Raw genomic sequence first — 26,134 nt, forward strand, 5'->3', positions numbered from 1 at the left:
CTTATGGCCTAGGTAGGAAAGCTGAGCAGGGTGGGGCCATTGTTAACTGTTGATACTAAACAAAATAGATTTTAGAACCCTCGGAATAAATTGTATTTTGTGAGTTAACAAATCTATCGCGACTGATGATACTTTTTACCAGAAAACAAAGAATCCTGATGATTAAAGAAATAGTTACGTTAACTGCATGCTGCTTTTTTGCTATTGCCTGTAAAGCCCAATCTTCCACTGCCAAAAATACAAAGCCTGTGAAAGTAGAAATCAAAAAGGTTGGCAACCATTTTCAATTGCTGCGCAACGGAAAGCCCTATTTTGTAAAAGGCGCCGGAGGCAGTGCCTACCCTGATCGCATTGCGGCTTCCGGCGGAAATTCCATACGAACATGGGGAACCCGCGATGGACAAAAGGTTTTGGATTCGGCCCAAAAATATGGGCTAACAGTTTTAATGGGCCTCGGCGTTGGGCTTGAGCGGCACGGATTTGATTATAATGATACAGAAGCGGTCAAAAAGCAATTAGAAAATTTGCGTGCTGAAGTTTTGAAGTACAGGAATGATCCGGCCTTGCTTGCATGGGGCATAGGTAATGAATTGAACCTGCAATATAAAAATCCAAAAGTTTGGGATGCCGTTAATGACATTTCGAAGATGATTCATGAACTGGACCCTTACCACCCGACCAGCACTGTATTGGCAGGTGTTAATAAAGAACTGGTGGATAACATGAAGCAACGTTGCCCGGATATTGATTTTCTTGCCGTCAACACGTATGCTGATTTACCCCGGCTTCCCAAAACCCTTGAAACAGCAGGATGGGAGGGCCCTTATATGGTAACGGAATGGGGCCCAACCGGTCATTGGGAAAGCCTTTCAACCGAATGGAAATCTCCGATAGAGGAAACAAGCAGCGAAAAAGCCGCGGTGTATAAAAGCCGTTATGAAGTTTCTATAGAAACCCATAAGGACAAATGCCTTGGATCGTATGTTTTTCTCTGGGGCCAAAAGCAGGAGCGCACGCCCACATGGTATGGCCTGTTTACAGAGAAAGGTGAGGAAACGGAAGTGGTGGATGTGATGCAGTTTCTATGGAGCGGAGCCTGGCCTGCCAACAAGGCCCCGCATATTTATTCGCTACAGGTGGATGGGAAAAAAGCACTGGAAAATGTGTATGTAAAGCCGGGCAAAAGCTATCCTGTTTTGGCCGTAGGGTCAGACCCTGATTGCGATCATCTTTCCTATCGCTGGGAGCTGTTGCCCGAGCCCACAAAAGTAGGAGAAGGCGGTGATTTTGAAGCCCGTCCCAAAGCGGTAGAAAATGCAATTTCAGATGCAACAGGTGATGGACACGCTACCCTAAAGGCACCTGCAAAGGCGGGCGCTTACCGGTTGTTTATTTACATTTCGGATGGGAATAACAATGTAGCAACAGCTAATTTACCTTTTTATGTGAAAGAATAAGGAAAACCAGAAACTCTAAAGGAATCAACCCTGGATTTTTGGAAATGTAATTTTTACAAAGAATATTTTTCAGTAAACGAAGAAATACCGGCAGTTTCTATTTCCCTTACACTTCATTTGCACAAATAAAAAATAGTCAGTATGGCTCATATAAAATTTCTCCTCGTGGTACCGTTTTTTATCCTGAATGTTTCGTCGCCAAAAGCCCAAAAAATTCCGGGTTATAAGTTAGTGTGGGCTGACGAATTTAATAAAAACGGTGCTCCTGATACCTCTAAATGGACTTATGAAAAAGGTTTTGTCCGCAACCAGGAGTTTCAGTGGTACCAGCCACAAAACGCGCGGTGCGAAAATGGTAAACTAATCATTGAAGCAAAAAGAGTGCAAAAGCTAAATCCATGGTATGTTGCCAACAGTAAAGATTGGAAAAAAAGCAGGGATAGTATTCATTATACGTCTGCCTGCTTACTTACAAAAGGCCTTCATTCCTGGCAATATGGGCGCTTTGTTATGCGGGGCCGTATTGATATCAGTGATGGCATGTGGCCTGCCTGGTGGACTTTAGGCTTAAAAAAGAGATGGCCTGCCAATGGCGAAATTGACATCATGGAATATTACCGCAGCAAGTTGCTGGCGAATATTGCCTGTTTAGACAAAAACGGTGGAGCAGAATGGTTTAGCAACCGGTTTAACATTGATTCATTAGGAGGTAAAAAATGGGCTTCTGAATTTCATACGTGGCGAATGGATTGGGATGAAGAATTTATCGCCTTGTATATAGATGACCAGTTGCTGAATAAAGTGCCCTTAGATTCTTTGGTGAATAAAGATGGGAGCGGATTTAATCCGTTTAAACAGCCGCATTATATGTTACTGAATCTTGCTATCGGCGGCGCAAACGGAGGCGATCCATCAAACACATCTTTCCCTAAAAAGTTTGAAGTGGATTACGTGCGGGTGTATCAAAAACTTAAATAAACCCTTCGTATCCATTATTAATAAAGAGGGTATTACTTCAAATCAAACCTGCAAAAGATCATTGCTTCCTGTTTTATACTTAATAAAATAAAAAAACCTTACCACTTTGCTGATAATGCAAATGGTAAGGTTTTAAAGATTTAAATGCCGTAAAACTAATAATTTGGATTCTGGGTAAGTTGCGGATTCTGACCCATAATTGATAGCGGAATTGGTAGCAAATAGTTTTTTGACGGATCAAAAGACCATTGCGGTGAACCGGGAGGTATAGCATTAACTATTTGATAAGTATAACCTCCACCGGTTACAGGCGTTACTTTCATTCCATGCATTACATGATTCAGATTTACTTCAGCCGTCTTCCAGCGAAGCAAGTCAAAATAGCGCTTGCCTTCAAATGCCAGTTCTACCCGCCTTTCACGACGAATGGCCTGGCGCATTTCAGTTTGTGATGCATTGGGATAAACTTCCGAAAAAGTAGGAACGCCGGCCCTGGTTCTTACCTGGTCCATAGCGTCATAAACACTGGCATCCGGCCCTGAGGCTTCGTTCTGAGCTTCGGCATAGTTTAACAAAACCTCAGCATACCTGAAATAATAATACGTTTGGCTGCTGGCGCCCCACTGAAAAATATTAATTGTCGTATCAATTCCCTTTTTCATCGCATATCCTGTATTGGTTGCATCTGTTGCGTCAGACAAATCAATCTCATTAAACCCTGATCCTACAGCCGACAGATAAGGAAGTCCATTAAAAGTATTGCCATTGTACAAAATAGATTCTTTAAACCTCGGTTCCCTGTTGGCATAAGGATTATTCGGATCATAACCTGAACCAGCGTCTGTTATGGCTTTCCCATTGGCCATTGCATAATCATTAACTAATTCCTGTGTAGGGGTTGATCCGCCCCAGCTCAGCCATACTTTGCCTGCATAGGCAGGCCCCTGGTATCCTGCGATAGTACTTCCCTCTTTCAGGCCCAGGTATTCCCTGTATAATATGCCCTCGTTATTATTGTTGCCGGTGGTTAAAAACAATTCATCATACTTAGGATAAAGACTGTATCCCATTTCCATTACCGCCTTGTTGGTAGCTGCTGCTGCTGCCCACCTGGTTAAATCGTTTGAAGTGTTATATAAAGGGCTGGCGTAGAAAAGTTCGATCCATCCTTTTAACGTGAGGGCAGCTCCTTTTGTAATTCTTCCGGCCGAATTGTTTCCGCTGTTATCTGGCAACAACTCCGCAGCATCGGTAAGTTCTTTTTCGAGGAAAGTATAATTTTCATCGAAGGTGGCTCTCTTATGATAAATTGAATCGCCGTCTTCAGCTCTGCTGTCAGGTTTTGTAATAATTGGGCCGCCGCCATACAACATCCACACGATATGATAAAAATAGGCACGTAATACTTTTGCCTCTCCCAGACGCTGGCTCTTATAAGTGTCGTCAAGCGATGAAGCCTGCAGTCCGGCAATAAAAACATTGCATTTGCGGATGGCGCCATACAGGTAATCCCAGTTTAACCAGGAAGTCGCCTTTTGGGTTCCGCCGCCCCAGTTGTATGAAAAACCAGTATTTGAGTTGATAGTTGATTTGGTTCTTGCCTGGTTTGCAGAATTGCTCCAGCTAAAACCGGTCATTGAATTATCGGTCCAGTTATCAAAGGGGTCAAAGACGCTGTTATACTCATCCGGCAAAGCATAATAGATATCGTTTAATACAAGATCCGCGGCATTTTGCGTCGCAAAAGCTGTGGACGAACTTACAGAACTTAAATTATCGACATTCAGGAAGTTGTCTTTCTTACATGCAGAAAAGACCAGCCCCGAGAATATGATTAACTTAACGATGGTATTTTTATTATAGAATGTTTTCATTTTATCTTTCTTGAAATGGTAATAAAATTAAAATTGCACTTTAAGGCCGGCGGTAACTACTTTTTGAGTTGGGAAATACCAGCCTCTGCCATTGCTTATTTCCGGGTCGAAATTTTTAACCTTTGTCCATGTGAACAGATTTTGCCCGGATAAATAGACATTCAGCATGCTCATACCTATTTTTTTTGAAAAGCTGGCAGGGAATGTATATCCCAATATACCTGTTCTCAACCGCAAATAAGATAGGTCTTGTTGCCAGAAAGATGATACCTGCGTATTATTGACAGAAGGCGTAGTAGTCATTCTTGGATAAGATGCATTTTGATTAGTTTCTGTCCAGTAATCCAATACAGTAACCGGCGCATTTTTATTATTGTCGAAAGCCCAGGCTGCCGTATTTGTAATTTGCAGTGAACGCTGCCCGGCGCCCTGGAACAGAAGCGTAAGTTCAAAGCCTTTGTAAGAGACGCTCGGAGCAATTCCGTAAACAATTTGCGGATAGTTTGGTGCTCCCAATGGAACCATATCATACGAAGTGATTGTGCCATCCGGTTTTCCATTAGGGCCGCTGATATCGGCATAACGTATATCGCCGGGCGCCAGTGGTGACCACGTCTGTGTAGGTATGCCCTCCTTCAAAACACCGGCACTTGCGAAATCAGCATCAGTAAAATAGCCCAACGCCTTGTAACCGAATTGCGTCCCTAAAGGTCTGCCTGTTTGCCTCAGGTTCGGAAAATCATAGGTGGAATGGTTCTCAAAAATCTGTATCAGCTTATTTTTCGCATAGCTGAAATTAGCTGATAAGCCTACTCTCAAATCCTTGGAAACAGAATAATTGCTGCTGGCAGAAACTTCAAATCCATCATTTACCATGACACCCGCATTCTCCTGTGCGAGCCCGATACCGTATTCTGCAGGTACTACTACATTTGGCGTTAAAAGCATATTCCCTCTTCTTTCATGAAAGTAATCTGCTTCCAGGTTTATTAAATTATTAAAAAGCCGGGCTTCGAGGCCTATGTCAGATTTTGTGGCTCTTTCCCATGTAATATTAGGATTGGGTTCGGTGTTTTCATATAAACCCTGTGTTTGAGCACCGTTGAGTATGGCTGAAGTACCATACAGAGTAAAGCCTGACTGGTATTGGAATGGTGAACCGGCAAGGTTACCAGACTGGCCCCAGGAACCCCTGATCTTTAATTCGTTTATCCATTTCACGTTGGCCATAAAGTTTTCCTGTGAAATTCTCCATCCGGCAGAGAAGGCAGGGAAGAAACCAAAGCGTTTACCGGGCGCGAAATAATAGTTTCCGTCATAACGGCCCGTTGCTTCAAACAAATATTTATTATCAAAACCGTAAGTAATCCTGTATACCAGCGACCTTTGCTTTGAACCGGTAGACCTCCCCGAGTTGGAAAGGTCAGTAGAGCCCGTGCCACCTGCGAACAATTCCGGAATAGACAAGTTATAATTGATCCTGCCCGCATTAAACATAAGAGATTTAGTATTCCTGGCCTCGCCAACCACTAAACCGGTAATCGCGCTTTTGCCAAATGTGCCTGAATAATTAATATATCCCTGGTAGGTGAACGCCTGTGTTTGGTGGTAAGCTTCGTTGAAAGATGGCGAAGTTGTTACAGGTACAGGCAGGTATTCTTTGGTTGTTGTATCGTATTGATAGAAACTAAGCGGTGCACTCCATGAACGGGTAAGGCTTGCAATACCGTTGTTCGTGGTGTTGTAAGGATCAAAAGGGTTCAGGTCGTATGCGCCTACGACTTTTATACTCAGCCCTTTAACAGGCAACTTTTGGTTAATGGAAAATTGGGTAAGCATTGTATTGCCGGTAATAATCTGATAACTTGGATTGTCATAAAAATAAGCATACAGGTAAGGATAATCTCCATTGCTGTATATTTTGGGTGTAGAAATGCTGGTGGTATTAATAAGATTTTCGAAGAGTGACTGCGAGTTAAATCCGGCGCCGGTTAAATTTCTTTGTTCCACACGGCCGTTAAGTGAGAGGCTTACCGTCGTGGTTTTAGTAGCCTGTATATCCATGCTGCCTGAAAGATTGTAACGTTTATACTTTATACCCGGAAACATACCATCCTGCGAAAAAAATCCTAATCCTGCGGAATATTTTATAATGTCAGAACCTCCGCCTATTGAAAGATTATGGCCGGTTTGCAGGTAATTTTTTTGGACCATGTCTGCAATCGGGTTAAAGTTAGGATGCCCGTCCGGGTCGGAATGATCTTTATATTTCTGAAGGTCACTTGGCGAATAAGGCATTTCTGTAGCCCCGGAATTAACCGCAGCAACATTTTTCAATGTGGCATATTGATACGAATTGATAAACTGCGTAATAACAGTTGGATTTTGCATACCCACATACCCGTCATAAGTAAGCACAGGCTTCCCTGTTTTACCCCTCTTTGTAGTTACTAATATTACGCCATTTGCACCGCCCATACCATAAGGTGCAACGGCTGCGGCGTCTTTTAAAATGGATATAGACTCAATATCATTAGGATCTATCTGGCTGTAGTTTCTCGGTATGCCGTCTACAATATAAAGCGGTGAAGCGTTGCCGTTGGTTCCTTTACCTCTTATCATGATTTGTGCCGCGTCGTTACCCGCCTGTCCGCTGGCCTGCGAAAACAAAACACCGGTAACCCGGCCACCTAAAGCGTTCGAAATATCGCTCACCGGTTGGCGTGCAATCTCGCTACCTTTAACAGAAGAGATTGACGAGGTAAGAGATGATCTTTTCTGGGTGCCATATCCCACCACAACAACATCGCTAAGGCTTTGGGCGGAAGGTGAAAGGCGAACGTCAATTTGACTGCGGCCATCAATACTTACTTCCTGGGTTGCCATTCCAACATAGCTAAAAATCAAAGTAGCATTGGCAGACGCATTTATGGTGAAACTACCGCTATTATCAGTTTGCGTGGAAGAGCTACTGCCTTTCACCTGGACAGTAACACCCGCTAATCCGGCATTGTCAGCGCCGGTTACTTTACCGGTTACCATTTGCTGGCAAAACGAACTGGCGGAAAATCCGAACACCATAAATAAAAGGACGTAAAATCGTTTGAAAAAGGGAATTCGCCAGGTAAGGCGATTTTCATAAGTAAATTTTCTCATTGAAAACAATTTGATCAAGTAAATAAATAGATAAATAGATTTTGTTAGTTAATATAACTTCACAAGGAATGAACCGTATTGGTACGCATTGGCACCGCGAAAATAGCAGTATCGGGGCAAATAAAAAAATCCTTTCTTTCTTGCTTTACTGCACAGTGACGATTAAAAAAGTTAAGCACATTCCTGAACAACCAAAGCTACTGCACGCGCATATCTCGCTATCGTAATACAATTGCGGGCACGTCAGAAAACTTCATATATAGCAATGTTTCTTATGCTAAAGCAATATTTATTGAAGGGCGATTGGACTCAAGCGTGTATCAACTGATTCCCGTTATAGAACTGTGGAAAAAGAGATTTTGTAAATCGGGTTAACTCTGTTCCGGATAAAATGAAAGAGCTTATGAAAAAAGCAATTAGTTATCCTTATCGTTTTTAAATTTCAGCGATATAAAATTATCGCCCGCTTCCACCAGCCTGAAAGGCGCTTTTACTGAAGCAGGTAACTCGTCCCACAAATCCGTGGGCTTGCCCTTAAAAGGGATTTTGAGCAATGCGTTCGAAGATTTATATTCTTCGGAGACTGATTTTACTCCTTTTAATTTTTTCAGGTTTTCTTTCAGATTGGCCAGGTTTGAATCTTCATATTCAATATTTGATATCGCAATGGTTGCGGTGTCTTTGTGTGTTTTGAAGAGCGTGTTAAATGAAGATTTGGCATCATCTATAGCCATTTTAATCGAATCTGCCGCGGGCTTAATGGAAGTTCTGGGGACAATATTTGGTTGTTGCTGACCATTTTTTACCTGGCCTGTAGAAGTAAAAGAGGATAATAATGCTGCGAAAAAAAACAGACAGATAATTTTCATTTTTTAATTTTTTAAAAAACATAAAACATCTTCCTGTAATTATCAAAGGCAGAACAAAAACTACATATTAAAATTATTCTTTTTCTGAATAAATAACAAAAAATCGTTAGCAGACATGAGTTAAGTGATTGAGTGTAGGTTCTGAAATAATCTATATAAAACAAATTTTTACAGATAGTATGGAGCCAGAAGCAAAATTTTTTATTCATGTTGACATTATGTTGCCATCACATCTTCTTTCCCGGTCAATTTATTTTTTAGGGTGCGTAAATTAAGCTTGAGCCGGTCACCAAAAAGAATACTCCATGCCGGAAATAATTTTACATCCAGCGGCCCTTTTGATTGAAATGATGAAAAATCGCCAACGGTGCGGGTCTCTTTTTTGATATGGTTATTGCTTTTAACGGTTTTCCACGGTTGCGCATACCTGGTTCCCGCTAACTATAATAAAAATAACCAGTAATTTTTTCATAATAAATATTTTTTAATTTTTTGGAAGGATAGTTGTGTAACATAATGATGTAAAAAAAGTTACAGGCCCATTTTTTTGAAAAAATATTTATTATGAGTACCGATACAACAGAAAATGCCGCAATAATCGACAATCTTATCAATTTGCTCAAAAAGGGAAACGCGCACGTTTCTCTTGATGAGGCTTTAAAAAATATCCCGTTCGAAATTCTGGGAAACCGACCAAAGGGTCTGCCCTACAGCATTTGGCAACTTGCTGAACATATCCGAATTGCCCAGTCAGATATTTTGAATTTTAGTAAAGACAGCCAATACCGCTCGCCAAATTGGCCAGACGATTATTGGCCCAAAGAAGTAAAGCCTGCATCAGAGCAAGCGTGGGAAAATTGTATTAGCCAAATTAGAAAGGATAGGAAAAGTTTCATCAGCCTGCTGCGAAATTCTGCGGATACCCTGTTTACTCCATTCGAATATGGCGATGGCCAAACCTTGCTGCGCGAAGCCTTGGTACTGGCAGATCATCAGAGTTACCATACAGGTGAAATTATTATTATAAGGAGAATATTGAAAAACTGGCCAGTTTAAAAGATTTATATTGGCCCGCTTTTGTAACCTCAATTTGTAAGCGTATTAAAGCATATTTTCACTGATGGTATCCTTGAAGGTTTGGATGTCAAAAGGTTTTCTCAGAAAAGAATTCGCATTTACCCTTTCGCTTATTTTTTCAATTTCATCGCTAGCTGAAAACAGCACAACCGGTATATCTTTGGTTTCGGGGTTTTCACGCATACACCGCACAGCGTTTTCTCCGCCAATCGAGGGGATCCAAAGATCCATCAACACAATGTCTGGCTTAAGCGTAAGGATATCTGAAATAATATTTTCGCAGGTTTGAATAGTTTCAACTCTATAATTCGAGGTTTGGAGAATAGCCTTGCACACATTCAATATTTCGACATCATCATCATAGATTAACACGCATTTCTTTTCCATCAAGGATTATTAGTTTTTTGGGTGAAATTGTTCAATTAGTATTGGAATAACATAAGCTCAGGCTTGTGGCCGACTGTGAATGTGATATTCGCCCTGGCAATCGCTGACTTCGAGGAAACAACCGGCAAGTATCATTTTCTGTCGGTTAGCGATAGCCGGACATCTTGGCTGTAGCCACGCAACCGTGTCTTGGTGCAAAACAGGAGGAAGCAGTTGTGGCAGTCATAACCACCAGAAATAGTAAAATGAAAATCTTTCTCATAATTTCTTTGTTAGAAATGAATAAATAAAATGAATTGGAAGTTGGAGAAAGTTTTCCGGTAGGATAGGCGTATTGTGCTGCAATATTAACTAATATTTCTTATACAGAGTAAAAAAAATAATTATTTGAATTGCTGCAAAACAGCGGGGCTAAACATGCGTTTAGGCCAATTTATTCGTAGTAAATGAGGAGCGAAGATTTTCGGGAAATTGTTATTTTATATTGATTTTTTCCCATCTTGACTGAATGAACAAAATGATATGGGTGGCAATTAAAATTTCACAAACGATTTCTTTAACGATCATAGGTTTAGAATTTTAGAGGATATTAATGATAATCTACAAAATGTAAACGCACTCTTTTGAAGATTATTATACAAGAAATTGATATAATAATTTTTATTATTGACAGCATTGAAAAAAAAGTCCCGGTTTTATCCGGGCTTTTACTTTTCTTTTCTTCTGTTTTTATCTCAAATGAATTTGTACTCCTGCCTGCACATTAAAAGTGTTCAGGTCGGTATAGCCAAATTTATGATAGGGCGCAAGCGCATAATTAGCGCCAATATTAATCCCTGATGTTGATCCTTTTTTGAAAGGGATTAGCAATCCTAATCCGCCTTCAGCCCTAAAACCAACATTTGATTCGCTGTTTCCGTACTGGCCATAATATTGCTTGTTATCAATGATGTTAGCACCCGCAGCCAGCGACACGTAAGGTTTCAAAGAGGATTGAATGGCCGGGAAGTATTTTGCTTTGGCCATAACCGGTGTGGTTTGAATTGAATTGGTAAGCACTGCAGAGATCTGCTGTGTCTTATTTAAGTTATACAGCGCCCTCGGATATTTTTGATAATAATCCTGGAAGCCTACGGCTAGCCCTACAGATAGTTGGTTAGAAGCAGGATATAATAAACTGGCTGAAAAGCCCCTCGGCGAACCATCACTTATAAGATCGCTTTTAAAATGACTGGCGGGCATGCTGTAATTGTAATTAAGTTCCAGATTGAGTGGCGTATTCTGTGCCATTGCCGGCACGCAGAAACACATCAGCAACAAGGATGCTATAAAGATTTTTATGTTTTTCATGTTTTAAAAATTTTAATGTTTTAAATAGGTAGACTGATCAAACAACGCTTTTACCTGGCTGTCTGCGACGGAAGTATTAAAAATTCCTGATCCACGGATAAGGCCGGTCCAGACAATATTGATATTCTTATTAGCTTCCGCGTTTTTTAAATCAAGGATATCTACAGCCAGCGCTCCCTGCCTGATTTGATAAACGCTGTAGGCATAAGGGATGTAATATCCATACCCGGGATATCCCCAATAATAAGGATCCCAGTAGCCGCCATAATTACCCCAATAATCGCCATACGAAATAACGCCGGTGGAGGTTTGGATGATGTGAGATACATCTACTCCCAGATCAGGATTCTCGTTTTTTGATACCAAAGTAAATCCCGCCTGGTTCATGTATTTTTTTACAGCGGTAATGTACGCCGCGTCTACGTCAGTTAATTCCATTTCTGTTTTGCCGTCCTGGATTACCGCCACAGAATCAGAAATGCTGTAGGTTTTGAAATTGGAAAAATTAGTAGTTGAATCATGGTCTGTAATGTAGATCCTCGATTCTTCGTCAGTTAAATTGGCTACCGGATCTTTGGTACAGCTATTTAATAAAACAGCAGAGCCCGCAAAGCCGATAAGCATGATTAATATTTGTTTCATAGTGTAAACTTTTTCTTTGGTTTGCACAAAGTGAGTGCCTGATTCTCAATCTATTTCATAAAAAAAGTTAAGAAAAGCCGGTGCAACTTTCTTTTAAGATTTTTTTATTATAATGCCTTTCACAGGATGATAATACAATGGTTTTTTAATTAAGATTTGATGATTACAGACAGCAATTTTATAGAATAAAAATGCCTGCTATTTGTGCTTTTACTATAAAAAAAAGCCCGCAATTTTTTTGCAGGCTTTTTGTCATCAAACACTTTTATTTGTCAAAACCAACTACCCGTAAATCGTTCACCGAGTTCATTACCCATCTTTCTTCTTCTTCTTTTTGCTTGTATGTTATGAATAATCATGGTGACAAACATGAGCGGAATAAACAACAGCGTGAGCGGCGGAATACCAAGAATGGAAATCCATTTGCCGCCGTATTGCCTGCGCATAGGGCGTTTCAGCCTTTCAGCAATCAGGTACATACTCGGCACCATAATCAAAGTCATAAAGAAGGCGAATGCCAGCCCGAATATAATTGTCCACGACAGAGGTTTCCAAAATACAACGCTGTCGCCTCCGAAGAAAATCTGAGGATTCAGTTCAGAGAAGGTGGTAACGAAATTAATGTTGAAACCGATAGCCAGGGGAATCAAAGCGAATATAGCTGCCAGCGCGGTAAGCATTACCGGTATTATCCTGATTTTTCCGGCTTCTATTACTGCCTCTCTCGTTTTCATTCCGCGCGCCCGTAGCTCATCGGCAAAGTCAATTACCAAAATGGCATTCTTAACCACGATACCTGCCAATCCTACAATTCCGATACCTGTCATAACTACAGAGATAGTCATACCTGTGAGAGAAAAGCCCAGAATTACTCCAATGACACTGAAGATTATTTCTGTCAGGATAATCACAGACTTGCTTACTGAATTAAATTGTAATACCAGGATGAACAAAATGAGCATGAGTGCAATCATGAGCGCTTTCCCGAGAAACGCGCCTGTTTCTGCCTGTTGTTCGCCTTCGCCTGTCTGCTTAATTGTAACGCCGGGGCCTTTTTGATTAAAATCGTTGATGGCAGCGGCTATATTTTTATTTACTTCAGTGGGCGTATATCCTGAAAGTACGTTTGAAAAAATGGTAATCACGCGCTTCACGTTTTTCCTTTTAATGCTGCCAAGCGTATTCGTGTAATCTACATTTACCAATGAACTGATTGGGATAGATTTTACCTGTCCGCCGCTGGCCATATCCCTGAATACAATATTCATATTGAGCAGGTCGGTGAGGTTCTGTCTTTGCACCTCGTTGTTGCGCAATTGAATTTTATATTCATCTTCTCCCTCTTTAATTTTTGATACCTCAAGGCCAAACAAAGCTGTCCGTATCTGCTGGCCGATCTGGGCTGTAGATACGCCTTCTATCATGGCGCGTTCACGGTTTATGGAGAGCGTGATTTCCGGATTGCTAAGGTCAACGTCTAATTTTAATTCTTCTATTCCCGGAATTTGCAGACTATCCAGGTAGGTCTTTAAAGAGGTAGCTGTAGAGGTAAGTTCATCGAAATCCTCGCTTGATACTTCAATATTTATAGGCGGCTCAGTGGGAGGTCCGGAATTTTCCTGTGCTACAGAAATCTGGGCGCCCGGAATGCCTTTTACCGCTTCCCGGATGGAGTCGAGATACGGCGCAGTAGAAACGCCATTTCGCTGTTGATATTCCACGAATGAAACCTGTACTCGTCCAAGATTTGGCTGAGTAATATTATTTCCGCTGAACGGATCAGATGCGCCGACAGCCACATTTGAAATTACACTCTCCACAATCGGGTTGGGCTTTCCTGAAGGACCCTGTAAAACTTTTTGGACCTTATTTTCAACATTTTTGGTAATCGAATCCGTATAATTTACGCTGCTACCTACCGGAAGCTTCAGGTACACGTAAATAAAATTAGGGTCGCCTTGCGGGAAAAATACCACAGGCACATTTCTCAGGCTGAAAAGAATAATTGAAAAAACCAGTAATACAAATGTGCCTACCAAAAGCCACACCGGGCGCCATTTTGCCGTGGCCCATCTTAACAGCTTTTCATAGTTTCTCATGATGCGCGGCAATACATTATTTTGAAACTTATGAATAAGCGAATCAAACAAATATGTGTTAAGCACTACTACTATGGCGAAGAAAATAAGCAGATTGCCCACAAAAGTTACATGCAGAAGATCAAAAAGGATCCCAGCTAACAATGGAATTAGAAAGGCTTTGCTTTTGAAAACGGTTGATTTCCTTTTTACTTCACCTTCGGGATGATTCATGAAATCTACTGCAAATACGGGATTCATGATAAACGCCACAATCAGCGACGCGCCCAATGTGAAAATGAGCATGGTAGGCAAATAGATCATGAATTTTCCAATAATGCCAGGCCAGAACAGCAAAGGAAAGAACGGCGCTAAAGTGGTAAGCGTACCCGAAAGCACCGGAACGAAAATTTCTCCTGCAGCCATCTTTGCCGATTCCATAGCAGATAGCTTCCCTTTGTTTTCCATGAAAATACGGTGCGTGTTTTCTATGACGACTATTGCATCGTCCACAATAATTCCCAGCCCAAAAAGAAGGGCAAAAAGCACCATAAAATTCAACGTTACATTCCCACCCACCACCAGGTCGGCCGCCGGCAAAAACAGGAATGCCACAAACATACTGAGCGGCACGGAAAGCGCCACAAAGAACGCATTGGTTACGCCCATGAAAAACATCAAAATCAAAAGAACAAGGATAAAGCCTATCACTATAGAATTTACCAGGTCGTTGAAAGAGGTGCGCGTAGAACGGCTTTGGTCGCCGGTGATGACAACTTTGAGATTAGCTGGCAAGGTGGTTCCCTTCATTTCCTCTACGGCTTTTTTTACTTCATCTGAAGTCTGAATCAGATTTTCACCAGCCCTTTTGATGATATTGAGTGTCACAACGTTTTTACCATTTAAACGGGCGAAACTTTCACTCGTCTTTACCGTGTCTATTATTGTAGCAATGTCTTTTAAGTAAATCGGAGCCCCTTTTGTATTTCTTACGATTATTTTTTCAAGATCAAATACATTTTTAAACTGGCCTCTTATCTGCAAGGTCCGCTTCATGTTTCCAACGTCCAGTAAACCTCCGGAGATGTCCACATTTTCCCTCTGGATGGCGCCGGCAATGTCATCAAAAGTGATTCCTGCATTCTGCATTTTGTAATTGTCCACGTTGATCTGGAACTCTCTTTCCGGCGCCCCTACAATATCTACCCTGGTAATCTCCGGAATTTCTTCAAGCTTGTCTTTGGCGTCATCAGCAAATTTCTTCAGGCTCATCATATCATAATCGCCGCTCAGGTTTACATACATTATAGGAAATTCGCTGATGTCGAAATCCTGTACATTTGGCTCCTGCGTAAGGTCTGTGGGCAAATCCTTCTTCGCTTTATCGACCGCATCTTTTGTTTTTTGCAAACCCACTTCTGTTTTTACACTGGTTTCAAATTCCACGGTGATAACAGAATAATCCTGCAGTGAGGTGCTGGTAATCTTATTGATTTTTGCGCCGGTAATACCTTTCAATTGCTTTTCAATTGGCTTGGTTACCAGGTTCTCCATATCCTTGGGCGAGTTACCAGCATATACAGTTTGAATCACAACGGTTGGAATCACAACATCAGGAAACTGTTCCTTTGGCAGCGTTACAAATTGATAAATCCCGATAATTGATACGAATATCACCAAAAGATAAATCGATGTTTTATTCTTTATTGACCAGGAGGTTGGTTTAAACTCTTTATATTTTTCCTTGAAATTTTCAGTTAAACTCATACTTGATTGATTGTGCTTTTTTGCAAAAGCAATTTTTGCATTATTTGTTTATTTACTGGCTGTAAAGATGGGATCGCCTTCAAATAAGCCCTGGAAGCCTTCTGTTATCAGTTTATCGCCTGGCTGCAAACCGGATTTTACCTCAATGCTGTCGCCATAAAACTGGCCGATAGTAACTACTCGTTTCTTTGCCACCATTACACTGTCTTCTTTTCCCGCGAGTAAAACAAATTTGCCTTCCTGCCCGGTCTGGATGGTGTTCAGCGGAATGGCGATGGAATTCGGTGCATTGTAATCGAGGATTTTCACTTTCGCAATCTGGTTCGGACGGAGGCTCAGTCCTTTCGGTACTTTTATCTCTGCGGTGAAGCCCCTGTTTAAATCACCAATCGCCTGGCTGATAAAAGAAATGCTACCGTTGAAAGTTTGATTTGCATCGGGTATCGTTACAATCACGGGAGAGCCTTTATGAACCTTTCCGGAATAATTTTCAGGAACAGTAACTGTGATTTTTAAATCGGTTTCGTTTACGATTTTAATGTAGCCACCGGTTAATGGATTTCCGTTGAATGTTTCACCAACGTGTGCGGTAATCTCATCAACGGTTCCGTTTACATCGCTGTAAACATTGCTTTGATTGGCTTGTTCCTGCGCGGTTTTTACCTGCGCTTCAATAGCCTTCAATTGGTTTTGTAAAGTCTCCACATTGGTTTTTGCCTGCAGCAATTGCACCTCAGTGCCAATATTTTGATTCCACAGATTTTTCTGCCTGTCATAAACGGATTGGGCCAGGCCAAGCTGTGCCTTTACGCTTCCCATTTGCTGTTTGATGGCAGTCACATTTTGTTGAGCCACTGCATCATCAAGTTTCAGGATCAACTCGCCTTTATGAACCTTATCTCCCTGCTTTACATAAATGGCTTTTATCTGGCCGGGCTGCCCGCTTGGCGTGATATAAGAAATGTTTTTAGAATCCACATTTCCCTGCAGTTCCAGGTAATGTTTAAAATCACCTTTTTCTACAGTAGAAAGCGCTACCAGCTTTGGATTGGCAACAATAGCCGAACCTGTATCCAAAACGGCAATTTCTTTTTGAAGACTTTCGATTTTTGAATCAATAGATGCCTGCTCACTTTTCAACTTTTCCAACTGAGCCTTTTTATCTTTTAATTGCGCATCCTTTGAAGAGTTGGTGCAGGATGAAATAAAAGAAATCAACAGCATGCTTAAACCGATCGTTGTTATTTTTTTCATTTTATAGTATTTGAAATGCTTGTGTTTTATTAAAGTTTTCCGGTAGCGGTGAGGTAATCAATTTTTGCAATTATTGCATCGTAAAGTGAGCTATAGTAATTGTTTTGTGCAGTTACCAGGTCAGCCTGCGCTGTTGAAATTTCCTGGTTGCTGCCCAATCCCTGTTCGTATTTTAATTTGGTAGAATTATAAACCTGCTGTGCAAGCTCAATATTCTTTTTCTGCGCATCCATCGTAAGTATTGCAGATTTCATATTAATTCTGGCTTGCGCCACATCATTATCAATTGACTGTTTTAACTGATCTGCATTATTGGTGAGCTTTTGAAGATTCAGCCGGGCAGAATTAATGTTAGCCTGCCTTTCGCCGCCATCGAAAATCGGGATAGCTAAATGCAGGCTTAAAAATGAAGAACTGTACCACGGCTCATCTTTTTTGAAAAAATTAAAAGTGGTTCGTTGTGCATTGTTGTTATAATTTGCCGAAAAAGTGAGCGTTGGAATTCTGCTGAGCTGGTATCTTTTTACGTTATATTTTCCAAGCTCAATAGCGGTTTCCAATTGCTGAAATTGTTTCCTGTCTTCATAGTTATAACCGGCATCGAGGATATTTGATTTTAATTCTTCGTCCGAAAGGGTATCAGAAAGATACAATGAATCAGACTGCGGAATATTCATCAATAATTTCAATCCTTCTTTGCCGGCCGCTATCTGGTTTTCAGCTTTTAATCTTTGAGTTTGCAGATTTATGAGCTGCACCTGCACTTTATCTACATCCAGCTTTTCTGCAAAGCCATTCGTGTAAATTATTTTGGTGTCATGCAGCAACTTTTCGTAATTCTCAATATTTGCATCCAGCGTAGTTATTTGCCTTTTGGCAACCACCAGTTGATAATACACTTTGTAAACGTTTGCCTTGATTTGTTCTTTCGTAATATCAGCAGTAAGTACCGCATTTTTAATAGCCGCTTTTCTTGCCTGCAAGCCTACAAAAACCTGGCCGTCAAAAAGAATCTGCTGCAGGTTGGCGCCATAGCTTCCGGTGTATTTTGTTCCGAATTTCACCGGGAAATAAGTGCCGGCGGGCCCTCCGGCAAATTCAGCAGGAATCAGTTGCGTGGGAATGGATAAAAAATCCGTAAAATCAACGCTGCCGGTAACGTGAGGCAATGCTGCAGCGGTCACCTGTTTGTTTTGCTGATACTGAAGTTTGATATCAAGCAATGCATTCTTCACCTGTACTGAATTTTGCAATGCATAATCAACCGCTTCTTTTGCAGAAAATGTATGAATCTGCCTTGTTGAATTTTTTTGCTGCGCACCGGCTCCAACGCATAATATACACAACACAGAAGCCAGGCTCAGTCTGATTATAATTTTCATCGGTACTTATTTTTTTGCCGCATTTTTTGCAGCGCTTTCTTTTTGATAATGGGTTAATAATTTATATCCCTTCGGGGTCACTATTGCATATAAAAAATACTCGGTCAGTTGCTGCAGAATGTAAAACAATGAGTACTTATTTTTCGGGAAAATTTCCTCGTTAAAAGCGAGCATTATTAACTCAAGCCTTACTTTACAAACAATTTCGGCATTCGATTCCTCCCTGTACAATCCTTCCTTTTTGCCACGCTCCATGTTATTTGTCATCAGGTCGTACAGAAAATTATTTTTATAATCGCTGAACTTTTTGAACGTTTTTGGGTGGGCTCTTTCAATGTCGAAAAGAATGGAAGGATTCATATTGTCAAGCATGTCCTGCAGGCTTTCGATACCGTAATACACTTCCTGTATTGCATTCGTAGCTTTGTTGCGGCTTGTTACACAGCATTCTTTATTGTAGGCTATCATCTCAACCAACACAGCATCCACAAGCTCATTTTTATCTTTAAATGACTGGTATATCGTTTTCTTTGAAACGCCTAACTGTGAAGCGATTTCGTCCATGGTTACAGATTTTACGCCATAACGCCTGAACAATTCATCAGCCTTTTCTTTTATCCTGTTTTTTAATTCCATCGGTGCGCAAAACTATGGAAACTTTTTTAGTTACAAAAGTTTCCATTAAATTTTTTTTATAAATTTTTAAATTTCAATGATAAATGGTACATCGTGTAACTTTGAACCTTCAATAATTGTGTATCATGAAAAAATCGAAAAGCTACCAAAGAACCATCCAGTATTTTTTACAAGGCTTGCTCATTCTCGGGCCCGTTTCTATTACTATTTATTTTATCTACGTTGTTTTTGACAAGGTAGATAGCATCTTGCGGCCTACTATTCATCTGCCGGGATTGGGCTTTGTAATCATTATAGCATTTATTTTTCTTATCGGGTACCTGAGCTCCTTTTTTGTAATGGGAAGAATATTGTCTGTTGTGGATAGATTTTTGGAGAAAACTCCTGGCGTCAAATTATTTTATTCATTTGTAAGAGATTTTTTTGAAGCCTTTGCCGGAAATAAAAAAAAGTTTACGCATAACGTGCTCGCATGCGTGGATGATACTGATGTTTGGCGTGTAGGATTTATTACACAGGAAGATATGAGCATTTTTGGAATGGAAAACTATGTGGCAGTTTATTTACCAATGGCTTATTCTGTCGCAGGAAATGTCTATATTGTACCTAAAGAAAGAATAAGGCCTATCACTTCGATTAGTGCAGCCCAATCCATGAAGTTTGCAGTCAGTGGAGGTGTTACGCAAAATCTTTCCGATGTTACGGATGATCCGTTAAACGAATCTATGATTCACTAAAAACAACTGCGTGCCAAAGACTTTCCTTTTTATCTTATTAATGAGCATCTCAAAGGCATGCTTTTGCTGGGGTTTTCATGCGCACAGAAAGATAAATTTTCATGCAGTTTTTTTATTGCCGCCACAGATGATGGTATTTTATAAGCCTCACATTGAATTTATTGAAAATCATGCCACCGATCCGGATAAAAGAAGATATTCAATTGCTGCTGAGGGGGCCAGGCATTATATAGATATCGACCATTATGGATCTTATCCTTTTGATCAGCTGCCACGAAAATGGAAAGACGCCATCGATAAATTCGGCGAAGATACGTTGCAGGCTTATGGTATCGTGCCGTGGCACATCCAGGTAATGCTCGGCAGGCTTACCAAAGCTTTTAAAGAAAAAAACTTTTCGTCCATTTTAAAAAACAGTGCAGAGCTGGGACATTACATTGCAGATGCGCACGTTCCTTTACATACTTCAGAAAATTATGATGGCCAGCTTACCAATCAAAAAGGAATTCATGCATTCTGGGAAAGCCGCATCCCGGAATTACTGGATAACAATTTCAATTTTTTTATTGGAAAAGCCGAGTATATCAAAGATCCGTCAACTTATATCTGGCAGCGTATTTTGGAAAGCGCCAAAGCATCTGATTCAGTTTTGAAATTTGAAAAGGAATTATCATTAAAATTCAGGCCTGATAAAAAAAGGAATTATGAACCAAGAAATAACAGGCGCGTTGAACAAAGTTCCTCGGAATATACCATCGCTTATGATAAAATACTAAACGGTATGGTGGAGCGGCGAATGCGGCAATCTGTTTTTTCCATTGCCTCATTTTGGTATACAGCCTGGGTAAATGCGGGCCAACCTGATCTTTCTGAATTGGTGAACAATGATTTTTCGGACAATGACAAACAAGAATTTGAAAAATTAAATGCTGCGTGGAAAAATCATAAAGAAACTAAAGGAAGATTTCATGAGTGACTTTTTTATGTAAGGCCTGGCAAAAAAAATGAAAATCTTATTCTTTTTTACTTCAAATTTGCAATTCTTTTTAAACGCGATCAGTAAATGAACAAATACATCAAAAAAATATTTTAATTTTTATCAATGATTCACAATTTTAATGCAGGCCCTTCTTTTCTCCCTCAAAGTGTGTTGCAGCAAGCATCACAAGCGATTATGAATTTTAATAACAGCGGATTGTCTATCCTCGAAATAGGCCATCGCACGCCTCTTTTTGAGTCAGTAATGGAAGAAGCCAGGTCGTTAGTGAAAGAATTGATGAACCTTGATGATAAACATGAAGTATTGTTTCTTCATGGTGGCGCTACTACACAATTTATGCAGGTGCCCATGAATCTTTTAAATGAAAATGAAACGGCAGCTTATGCCGATACCGGCGTTTGGAGCACGAAGGCCATTAAGGAGGCAAAGCTGTATGGAAATGTTGAAATTGTTTGTAGCTCAAAAGATAAGAATTATACCTACATACCAAAAGATTTTGCGATATCCAACAATGCTACCTATCTCCACATCACCACGAATAATACCATTTATGGCACGCAATGGCAGAAAATCCCTGCAGTAAGCATGCCTTTGATTGCAGATATGTCGAGCGATATCCTGAGCCGTCAACTTGATTTCAATTCTTTTGATTTGATATTTGCAGGCGCACAAAAAAATATGGGCGCCGCAGGTACTACGCTGGTGGTAGTAAACAAACAAATATTAGGAAAATTAAACCGGCCTGTTCCGCCTATTATGGATTACCAGGCACACATACAGGCTAAAAGTATGTTGAATACACCGCCGGTTTTTGCAGTATATGCTTCAATGATTACGCTTCGATGGCTAAAAGAAAACGGCGGGGTGGCTGCAATGGAAAAATTGAATACTGAAAAATCAAAATTGCTTTATGAGGCAATTGATAACAGTAAAATATTCAAAGGAACCGTTGCATTGGAAGACCGCAGCAAAATGAATGTTTGTTTTGTGATGGACGATGCCGAAAAAGAAAAACAGTTTCTTGAGTTTGCAAAGCAAAATAATATTTATGGTATCAAAGGCCATAGGTCTGTCGGAGGTTTCAGGGCATCATTGTACAATGCATTGCCGTTAAGTAGTGTGGAATATTTGGTTGAAAAGATGAAAGAATTTGAGAACAGCACCCGTTAGAAATTGGTCATTTACCCTTTTGAAAGGTAAAACAATATTCCCTGATTGATTTATATTTGCAACCTTTACAAAAAACTGGTTGCCATTTGGCATTTTTAAAATATGATATCTATTTCTCCTTTTAAGGCATTGCGACCTGAGCCACAATTTGCAAAACAAGTGGCTTCCCGGCCTTACGATGTTTTAACTACCAAAGAAGCAAAAGTAGAAGCGGAAGGGAATCCTCATTCTTTTCTTCATATTACGCGCAGCGAAATTGACCTTCCTGCTGGTACGGATGTTCACAGCCCACAAGTGTATGAAAAGGCCAAAGAAAATCTTGATGCATTTATCAGCCGCCCGGTGCTTTTTAGTGAAAGCAAGCCCTGCTATTATATTTACCAGCTCACAATGAATGATAAAACGCAAACAGGTTTGGTTTGCTGCAGCTCAGTGGCGGATTATGAAGAAGGCCTTATAAAAAAGCATGAATTAACAAGGCCGGAAAAGGAGCAGGATCGTATCAATCACATAAAAACTACCGGTGCTCAAACGGGGAATGTATTTCTTGCTTTCAGGGATATTGATGAGGTGAATGATATTATGGAGAAATGGAAAAATACTAAAAACCCTGTATATAATTTTAAAGCAGAAGATGACATTCAACATTCTGTATGGGTGATTAGTGATGAACGAATCATAGATCGTATTACTGAAATATTTAAGGAAGATGTTGAATGTACTTATATCGCAGATGGCCATCACCGCGTGGCCTCGGCTGCCAAAGTCAAATACATGTTGGCCGATAATGAAGAGGCGGGGCATTTTTTGTCAACCTTATTTCCTGCATCGCAGCTTCAGATAATGTCATATAACAGGGTAGTAAAAGATCTTAACGGACTTTCTGCGGAAGATTTTTTAAACCATCTCAACAAAAGCTTTTCAGTTTCAAAAGTGTCAAAGCCTTTTGCACCACAAAAGCCACATGAATTTGGGATGTATCTAAAAGGAAAGTGGTATCAACTTGCAGCCCTGGAAGGTACCTTTGCTACTGACCCGATTGGTGTATTGGATATTACTATTTTACAAAACAATTTATTAGAACCTGTGCTGGGCATAAAAGATCAGCGAACTGATACGAGGATTGATTTCGTGGGAGGAATACGAGGCCTGGGAGAATTGGAAGAGAGAGTGAAAAGCGGTGAATGGGAAGTGGCTTTCAGCCTCTATCCGGTTACCATTGAGCAATTATTTGATATAGCGGATACCAATAACATCATGCCTCCAAAAAGCACATGGTTTGAACCGAAATTAAGAGATGGCCTCCTTACTCATCTTATTTCCTCTTAATCTGACCCTTTGGATAACATTATAGAATTTTTTGTTTTTAATAAAGAATTCAGGAGATAAAGTATTTTAACTTTACCCGATGAAAAGATTTTTATTTTCCGTAATCTTTATAAGCTTTTTTTCAATTGGCTTTGCCCAGCAGGAAGATGCAACCCAGCTTCATGAAAATGCGAAAACATTTATGCAACAGGGCGATTATGGAAATGCCACGCTGATATTAACCCGCGCGCTTCAGCAGGATAAAGAAAATCTTTCGATTGCGAAAGATCTTTCATTAAGTTATTTTTTACAAAAGGAAGATCAGAAGGCGCTTGGCATAATCAAGCCTTTTTTGGAAAACAATAATGCCGATGACCAGGCTTACCAGATTGCAGGCACTATTTACCGCAGGCTTGGAAAAGACAAGGAAGCTGAAAAGAATTATCGCGATGCACTGAAAAAATTTCCGAACAGCGGCGCCTTGTATAACGATTATGGCGAGCTATTGCATAAAAATCAAAGCCCTGAGGCAATCAAAGCGTGGGAAAAAGGTATACAGGTAGACCCTTCATTTGGTTATAATTATTACAACGCCAGCAAATATTATTACGTCAACAAAGATTATGCATGGTGCCTTATCTACGGTGAAATTTTTATCAATATTGAATCCTTCACTTCCCGTACTGCAGAAATAAAAAACCTGCTGCTAAACGGTTACAAGAGGCTTTTTGCGGATCCGGATTTGCTGAAAAACGTAAAAGGCAAATCTGAATTTGAAGTTGCTTACCTCACCTGTATGAACCGCCAGAACGATGTGGTGATCCGCGGTATTAGTCCTGAAACGCTTACTATGATCAGAACCCGTTTCATTCTCGATTGGGAAGTGAACTATGCACAGAAATATCCTTTCAGGTTGTTCGAATTCCAGGAGCAGCTTCTGGAGCAGGGATTATTTCCAGCCTACAATCAATGGATATTCGGCGCTTCACAAAATCTTGCAGCTTACCAAAACTGGACAAGCAATCACGCAAAAGAAGAAGAAGATTTTAAAAAATTTAAAGCCGGTATTATTTTTAAAATTCCTGCGGGGCAATATTACCATTGATTTTTTACAAGAATTTATACATCAGTTTGCTTTTTGAACGCTTTTATTTGTTTAATTGTTTAATTTAGAATTTCAGCGAAATGCCGAAGGGCGATAATTAAATATTTAAAAGTAAAATGGTTCCAACCCGATTATTTGATTGTATTGAAATGCATTTAAAAGATGCACCAAACTTTACTATGCTCGCCGGTAAGGAAAATGGGGAATGGAAAGAATATTCAACGGTGGAGGTTTCTGAACTGGTTAACCGGTTAAGTTCCGGATTATTGTATTCAGGAATCGGGCCGGGCGACTTTTCTACTGAAGGAAGAGATAAGGTGGCCGTTATTTCAAAAAACCGGCCTGAGTGGGTGACGCTTGATTTGGCCGTTCAACAGGTGGGTGCGGTGCTGGTGCCTGTTTATCCAACTATTAGCGAGGTGGAGTTGGAATTTATCCTGAAAGATGCAAATGTGAAATTGATTTTTGTGAACGATTCTGCATTGTTTGATAAAGTAAATACAGTCAAAAAAAATCTTCCCAACCTAAAAGAGATTATTTCATTTGAAAAGATTGATGGCGTAAGGCATTGGCGCGATTTACTGCTGCCGCTGACTGAAAATATTTTAGGCGAAATCAGGGCTATATCTGATAAGATAAAATACGAAGACCTGGCTACCATCATCTATACATCAGGCACCACGGGCGTACCAAAAGGCGTGATGCTTTCGCACAAAAATATTTTGAGTAATGTTCTTGCCAGTCTTCCTTGCTTTCCACCCGGCGAAAATTTAAAAGCTCTGAGCTTTTTACCACTCAATCATGTTTTTGAGCGCATGATTTCTTTCATTTATCTGTTTAAAGGAACAAGTATATTTTTTGCAGAAAGCATCGATGCCATTGCTCAAAATCTGAAAGAAGTGAGGCCCCATTTATTTGCCACAGTTCCAAGGCTTCTTGAAAAAGTGTATGAAAAAATAATGGAGAAAGGGAGCGAGCTTAAAGGCATTAAACGGAGTTTATTCTTCTGGGCGCATCGCCTGGGATTAAAATACGATGTAAATAAAAAATTTACCGTTTTTTACAGGTTACAGCTTTCGCTGGCCAATAAGCTCATTTTTAATAAATGGCGCGAAGCCCTTGGCAATAATATTATTTGTATAATAAGCGGCGGAGCTGCCTGCCAGGTAAGGCTTTTAAAGCTTTTTACTGCGGCGCAGGTTCCCATAATGGAAGGGTACGGTCTCACCGAAACTTCCCCTGTAATCAGCGTAAACAGGTACGAAGAAGAAGGAAGAATGTTTGGTACTGTGGGGCCGCTGATTGAAAATGTAGAAGTAAAATTTAGTGAAGATGGAGAGATTTTGTGCAAAGGGCCAAATATTATGATGGGATATTACAAGCATCCTGATTGGACTGCGGAATGTATGGAAGGCGAGTGGTTCAAAACAGGCGATATTGGCGTGATGGTGGGAAAGTTTTTAAAAATAACGGACCGCAAAAAAGAAATTTTTAAAACCAGCGGTGGGAAATATGTGGCGCCGCTTGCTATTGAGAATAAATTAAAGGAATCAAGGTTTATAGAAAATATTATGGTAATTGGCGCCGGCCAAAAGTTTACCGCAGCGCTCATTATTCCATCTTTCAGCAATCTTAAATCATGGTGCCAGGAAAATAACCTGCCTTGTGATGACCGTCAAAAATTAATTGAAAATGCACCGGTCAAAGAATTGTTCGAAAAAGAAATCAGGAAATACGATCGTTTTTTTAACCACGTTGAACAGGTGAAAAAGTTTGAATTGCTTCCTTCGGAATGGTCGACTGATAGTGGCGAGCTTACACCAAAATTAAGCCTGAGACGAAAAGTGATTATGGATAAAAACAAGGAAGCAATCGCTAATATTTACTCCACCTGATTGTCAGAAAGA

At 40.3% G+C, this 26,134-nt stretch carries 19 protein-coding genes; 9 read left to right on the top strand and 10 right to left on the bottom strand.

The features are described 5' to 3' along the window. Window positions 1-125: 125 nt before the first annotated feature. Window positions 126-1,457, top strand: coding sequence for a glycoside hydrolase family 2 TIM barrel-domain containing protein (locus EFY79_RS01510; RefSeq protein WP_199727408.1), 1,332 nt, complete (start codon window positions 126-128; stop codon window positions 1,455-1,457). 141 nt (window positions 1,458-1,598) lie between these two features. Then, a complete protein-coding gene (locus tag EFY79_RS01515) occupies window positions 1,599-2,435 on the top strand; it encodes a glycoside hydrolase family 16 protein (protein ID WP_123118897.1) in 837 nt (278 codons plus the stop codon). 155 nt (window positions 2,436-2,590) lie between these two features. On the opposite strand, the gene EFY79_RS01520 is transcribed toward EFY79_RS01515, so the two are convergent. The 3 genes from EFY79_RS01520 to EFY79_RS01530 form a co-directional block, all read right to left on the bottom strand. Further along, entirely contained in the window at window positions 2,591-4,309 is a 1,719-nt protein-coding gene (locus tag EFY79_RS01520) for a RagB/SusD family nutrient uptake outer membrane protein (protein ID WP_123118898.1), read from the bottom strand. Between the two features lie 27 nt (window positions 4,310-4,336). Continuing rightward, a complete protein-coding gene (locus EFY79_RS01525) occupies window positions 4,337-7,465 on the bottom strand; it encodes a SusC/RagA family TonB-linked outer membrane protein (RefSeq protein WP_123118899.1) in 3,129 nt (1,042 codons plus the stop codon). A 416-nt stretch (window positions 7,466-7,881) separates the two neighbouring features. Then, window positions 7,882-8,334 (bottom strand): hypothetical protein, encoded by a 453-nt coding sequence (locus tag EFY79_RS01530; protein WP_123118900.1) that lies wholly within the window; start codon window positions 8,332-8,334, stop codon window positions 7,882-7,884. A 564-nt stretch (window positions 8,335-8,898) separates the two neighbouring features. Here EFY79_RS01530 and EFY79_RS01535 point away from each other — a divergent pair. Then, complete coding sequence (locus EFY79_RS01535; protein WP_123118901.1) at window positions 8,899-9,390, top strand: DinB family protein; 492 nt, start codon at window positions 8,899-8,901, stop codon at window positions 9,388-9,390. Window positions 9,391-9,435: 45 nt separating this feature from the next. On the opposite strand, the gene EFY79_RS01540 is transcribed toward EFY79_RS01535, so the two are convergent. From EFY79_RS01540 to EFY79_RS01570, 7 genes are all read right to left on the bottom strand, one after another. Next, a complete protein-coding gene (locus EFY79_RS01540; RefSeq protein ID WP_123118902.1) occupies window positions 9,436-9,798 on the bottom strand; it encodes a response regulator in 363 nt (120 codons plus the stop codon). Window positions 9,799-10,527: 729 nt separating this feature from the next. Then, complete coding sequence (locus EFY79_RS01545; protein WP_123118903.1) at window positions 10,528-11,148, bottom strand: outer membrane beta-barrel protein; 621 nt, start codon at window positions 11,146-11,148, stop codon at window positions 10,528-10,530. A gap of 12 nt (window positions 11,149-11,160) precedes the next feature. Next, the gene (locus tag EFY79_RS01550; RefSeq protein ID WP_123119221.1) at window positions 11,161-11,790 is read right to left on the bottom strand and encodes a DUF4136 domain-containing protein; all 630 of its coding nucleotides are present in this window, start codon (window positions 11,788-11,790) and stop codon (window positions 11,161-11,163) included. Between the two features lie 272 nt (window positions 11,791-12,062). Further along, window positions 12,063-15,635: an efflux RND transporter permease subunit gene (locus EFY79_RS01555; RefSeq protein ID WP_123118904.1), complete on the bottom strand. Its 3,573-nt coding sequence runs from the start codon at window positions 15,633-15,635 to the stop codon at window positions 12,063-12,065. Window positions 15,636-15,683: 48 nt separating this feature from the next. Further along, window positions 15,684-16,889, bottom strand: coding sequence for an efflux RND transporter periplasmic adaptor subunit (locus EFY79_RS01560; protein ID WP_123118905.1), 1,206 nt, complete (start codon window positions 16,887-16,889; stop codon window positions 15,684-15,686). Window positions 16,890-16,918: 29 nt separating this feature from the next. After that, a complete protein-coding gene (locus EFY79_RS01565; protein WP_123118906.1) occupies window positions 16,919-18,271 on the bottom strand; it encodes a TolC family protein in 1,353 nt (450 codons plus the stop codon). Window positions 18,272-18,277: 6 nt separating this feature from the next. Further along, window positions 18,278-18,907, bottom strand: a complete 630-nt coding sequence (locus EFY79_RS01570; RefSeq protein ID WP_123118907.1) for a TetR/AcrR family transcriptional regulator — start codon at window positions 18,905-18,907, stop codon at window positions 18,278-18,280. A 125-nt stretch (window positions 18,908-19,032) separates the two neighbouring features. On the opposite strand from EFY79_RS01570, the gene EFY79_RS01575 reads away from it, so the two are divergent. The 6 genes from EFY79_RS01575 (at window position 19,033) to EFY79_RS01600 (ending at window position 26,122) form a co-directional block, all read left to right on the top strand. Then, window positions 19,033-19,644 carry a DUF502 domain-containing protein gene (locus EFY79_RS01575; protein ID WP_123118908.1) on the top strand — a complete coding sequence of 204 codons (612 nt, stop codon included), beginning with the start codon at window positions 19,033-19,035 and terminating at the stop codon, window positions 19,642-19,644. Window positions 19,645-19,654: 10 nt separating this feature from the next. Next, window positions 19,655-20,620, top strand: coding sequence for a zinc dependent phospholipase C family protein (locus EFY79_RS01580; RefSeq protein WP_233577898.1), 966 nt, complete (start codon window positions 19,655-19,657; stop codon window positions 20,618-20,620). A 126-nt stretch (window positions 20,621-20,746) separates the two neighbouring features. Further along, a complete protein-coding gene (gene serC, locus EFY79_RS01585) occupies window positions 20,747-21,814 on the top strand; it encodes a 3-phosphoserine/phosphohydroxythreonine transaminase (protein WP_123118910.1) in 1,068 nt (355 codons plus the stop codon). Window positions 21,815-21,916: 102 nt separating this feature from the next. After that, window positions 21,917-23,143: a DUF1015 domain-containing protein gene (locus tag EFY79_RS01590; protein WP_123118911.1), complete on the top strand. Its 1,227-nt coding sequence runs from the start codon at window positions 21,917-21,919 to the stop codon at window positions 23,141-23,143. A gap of 79 nt (window positions 23,144-23,222) precedes the next feature. Beyond that, on the top strand, window positions 23,223-24,227 hold the full coding sequence (locus EFY79_RS01595) for a tetratricopeptide repeat protein (RefSeq protein ID WP_123118912.1): 1,005 nt from the start codon (window positions 23,223-23,225) through the stop codon (window positions 24,225-24,227). A 116-nt stretch (window positions 24,228-24,343) separates the two neighbouring features. After that, a complete protein-coding gene (locus EFY79_RS01600; RefSeq protein WP_123118913.1) occupies window positions 24,344-26,122 on the top strand; it encodes an AMP-dependent synthetase/ligase in 1,779 nt (592 codons plus the stop codon). Window positions 26,123-26,134 lie beyond the last annotated feature (12 nt).

Source organism: Hanamia caeni (assembly GCF_003721595.1).
GTDB classification, from domain to species: Bacteria; Bacteroidota; Bacteroidia; order Chitinophagales; family Chitinophagaceae; genus Ginsengibacter; species Ginsengibacter caeni.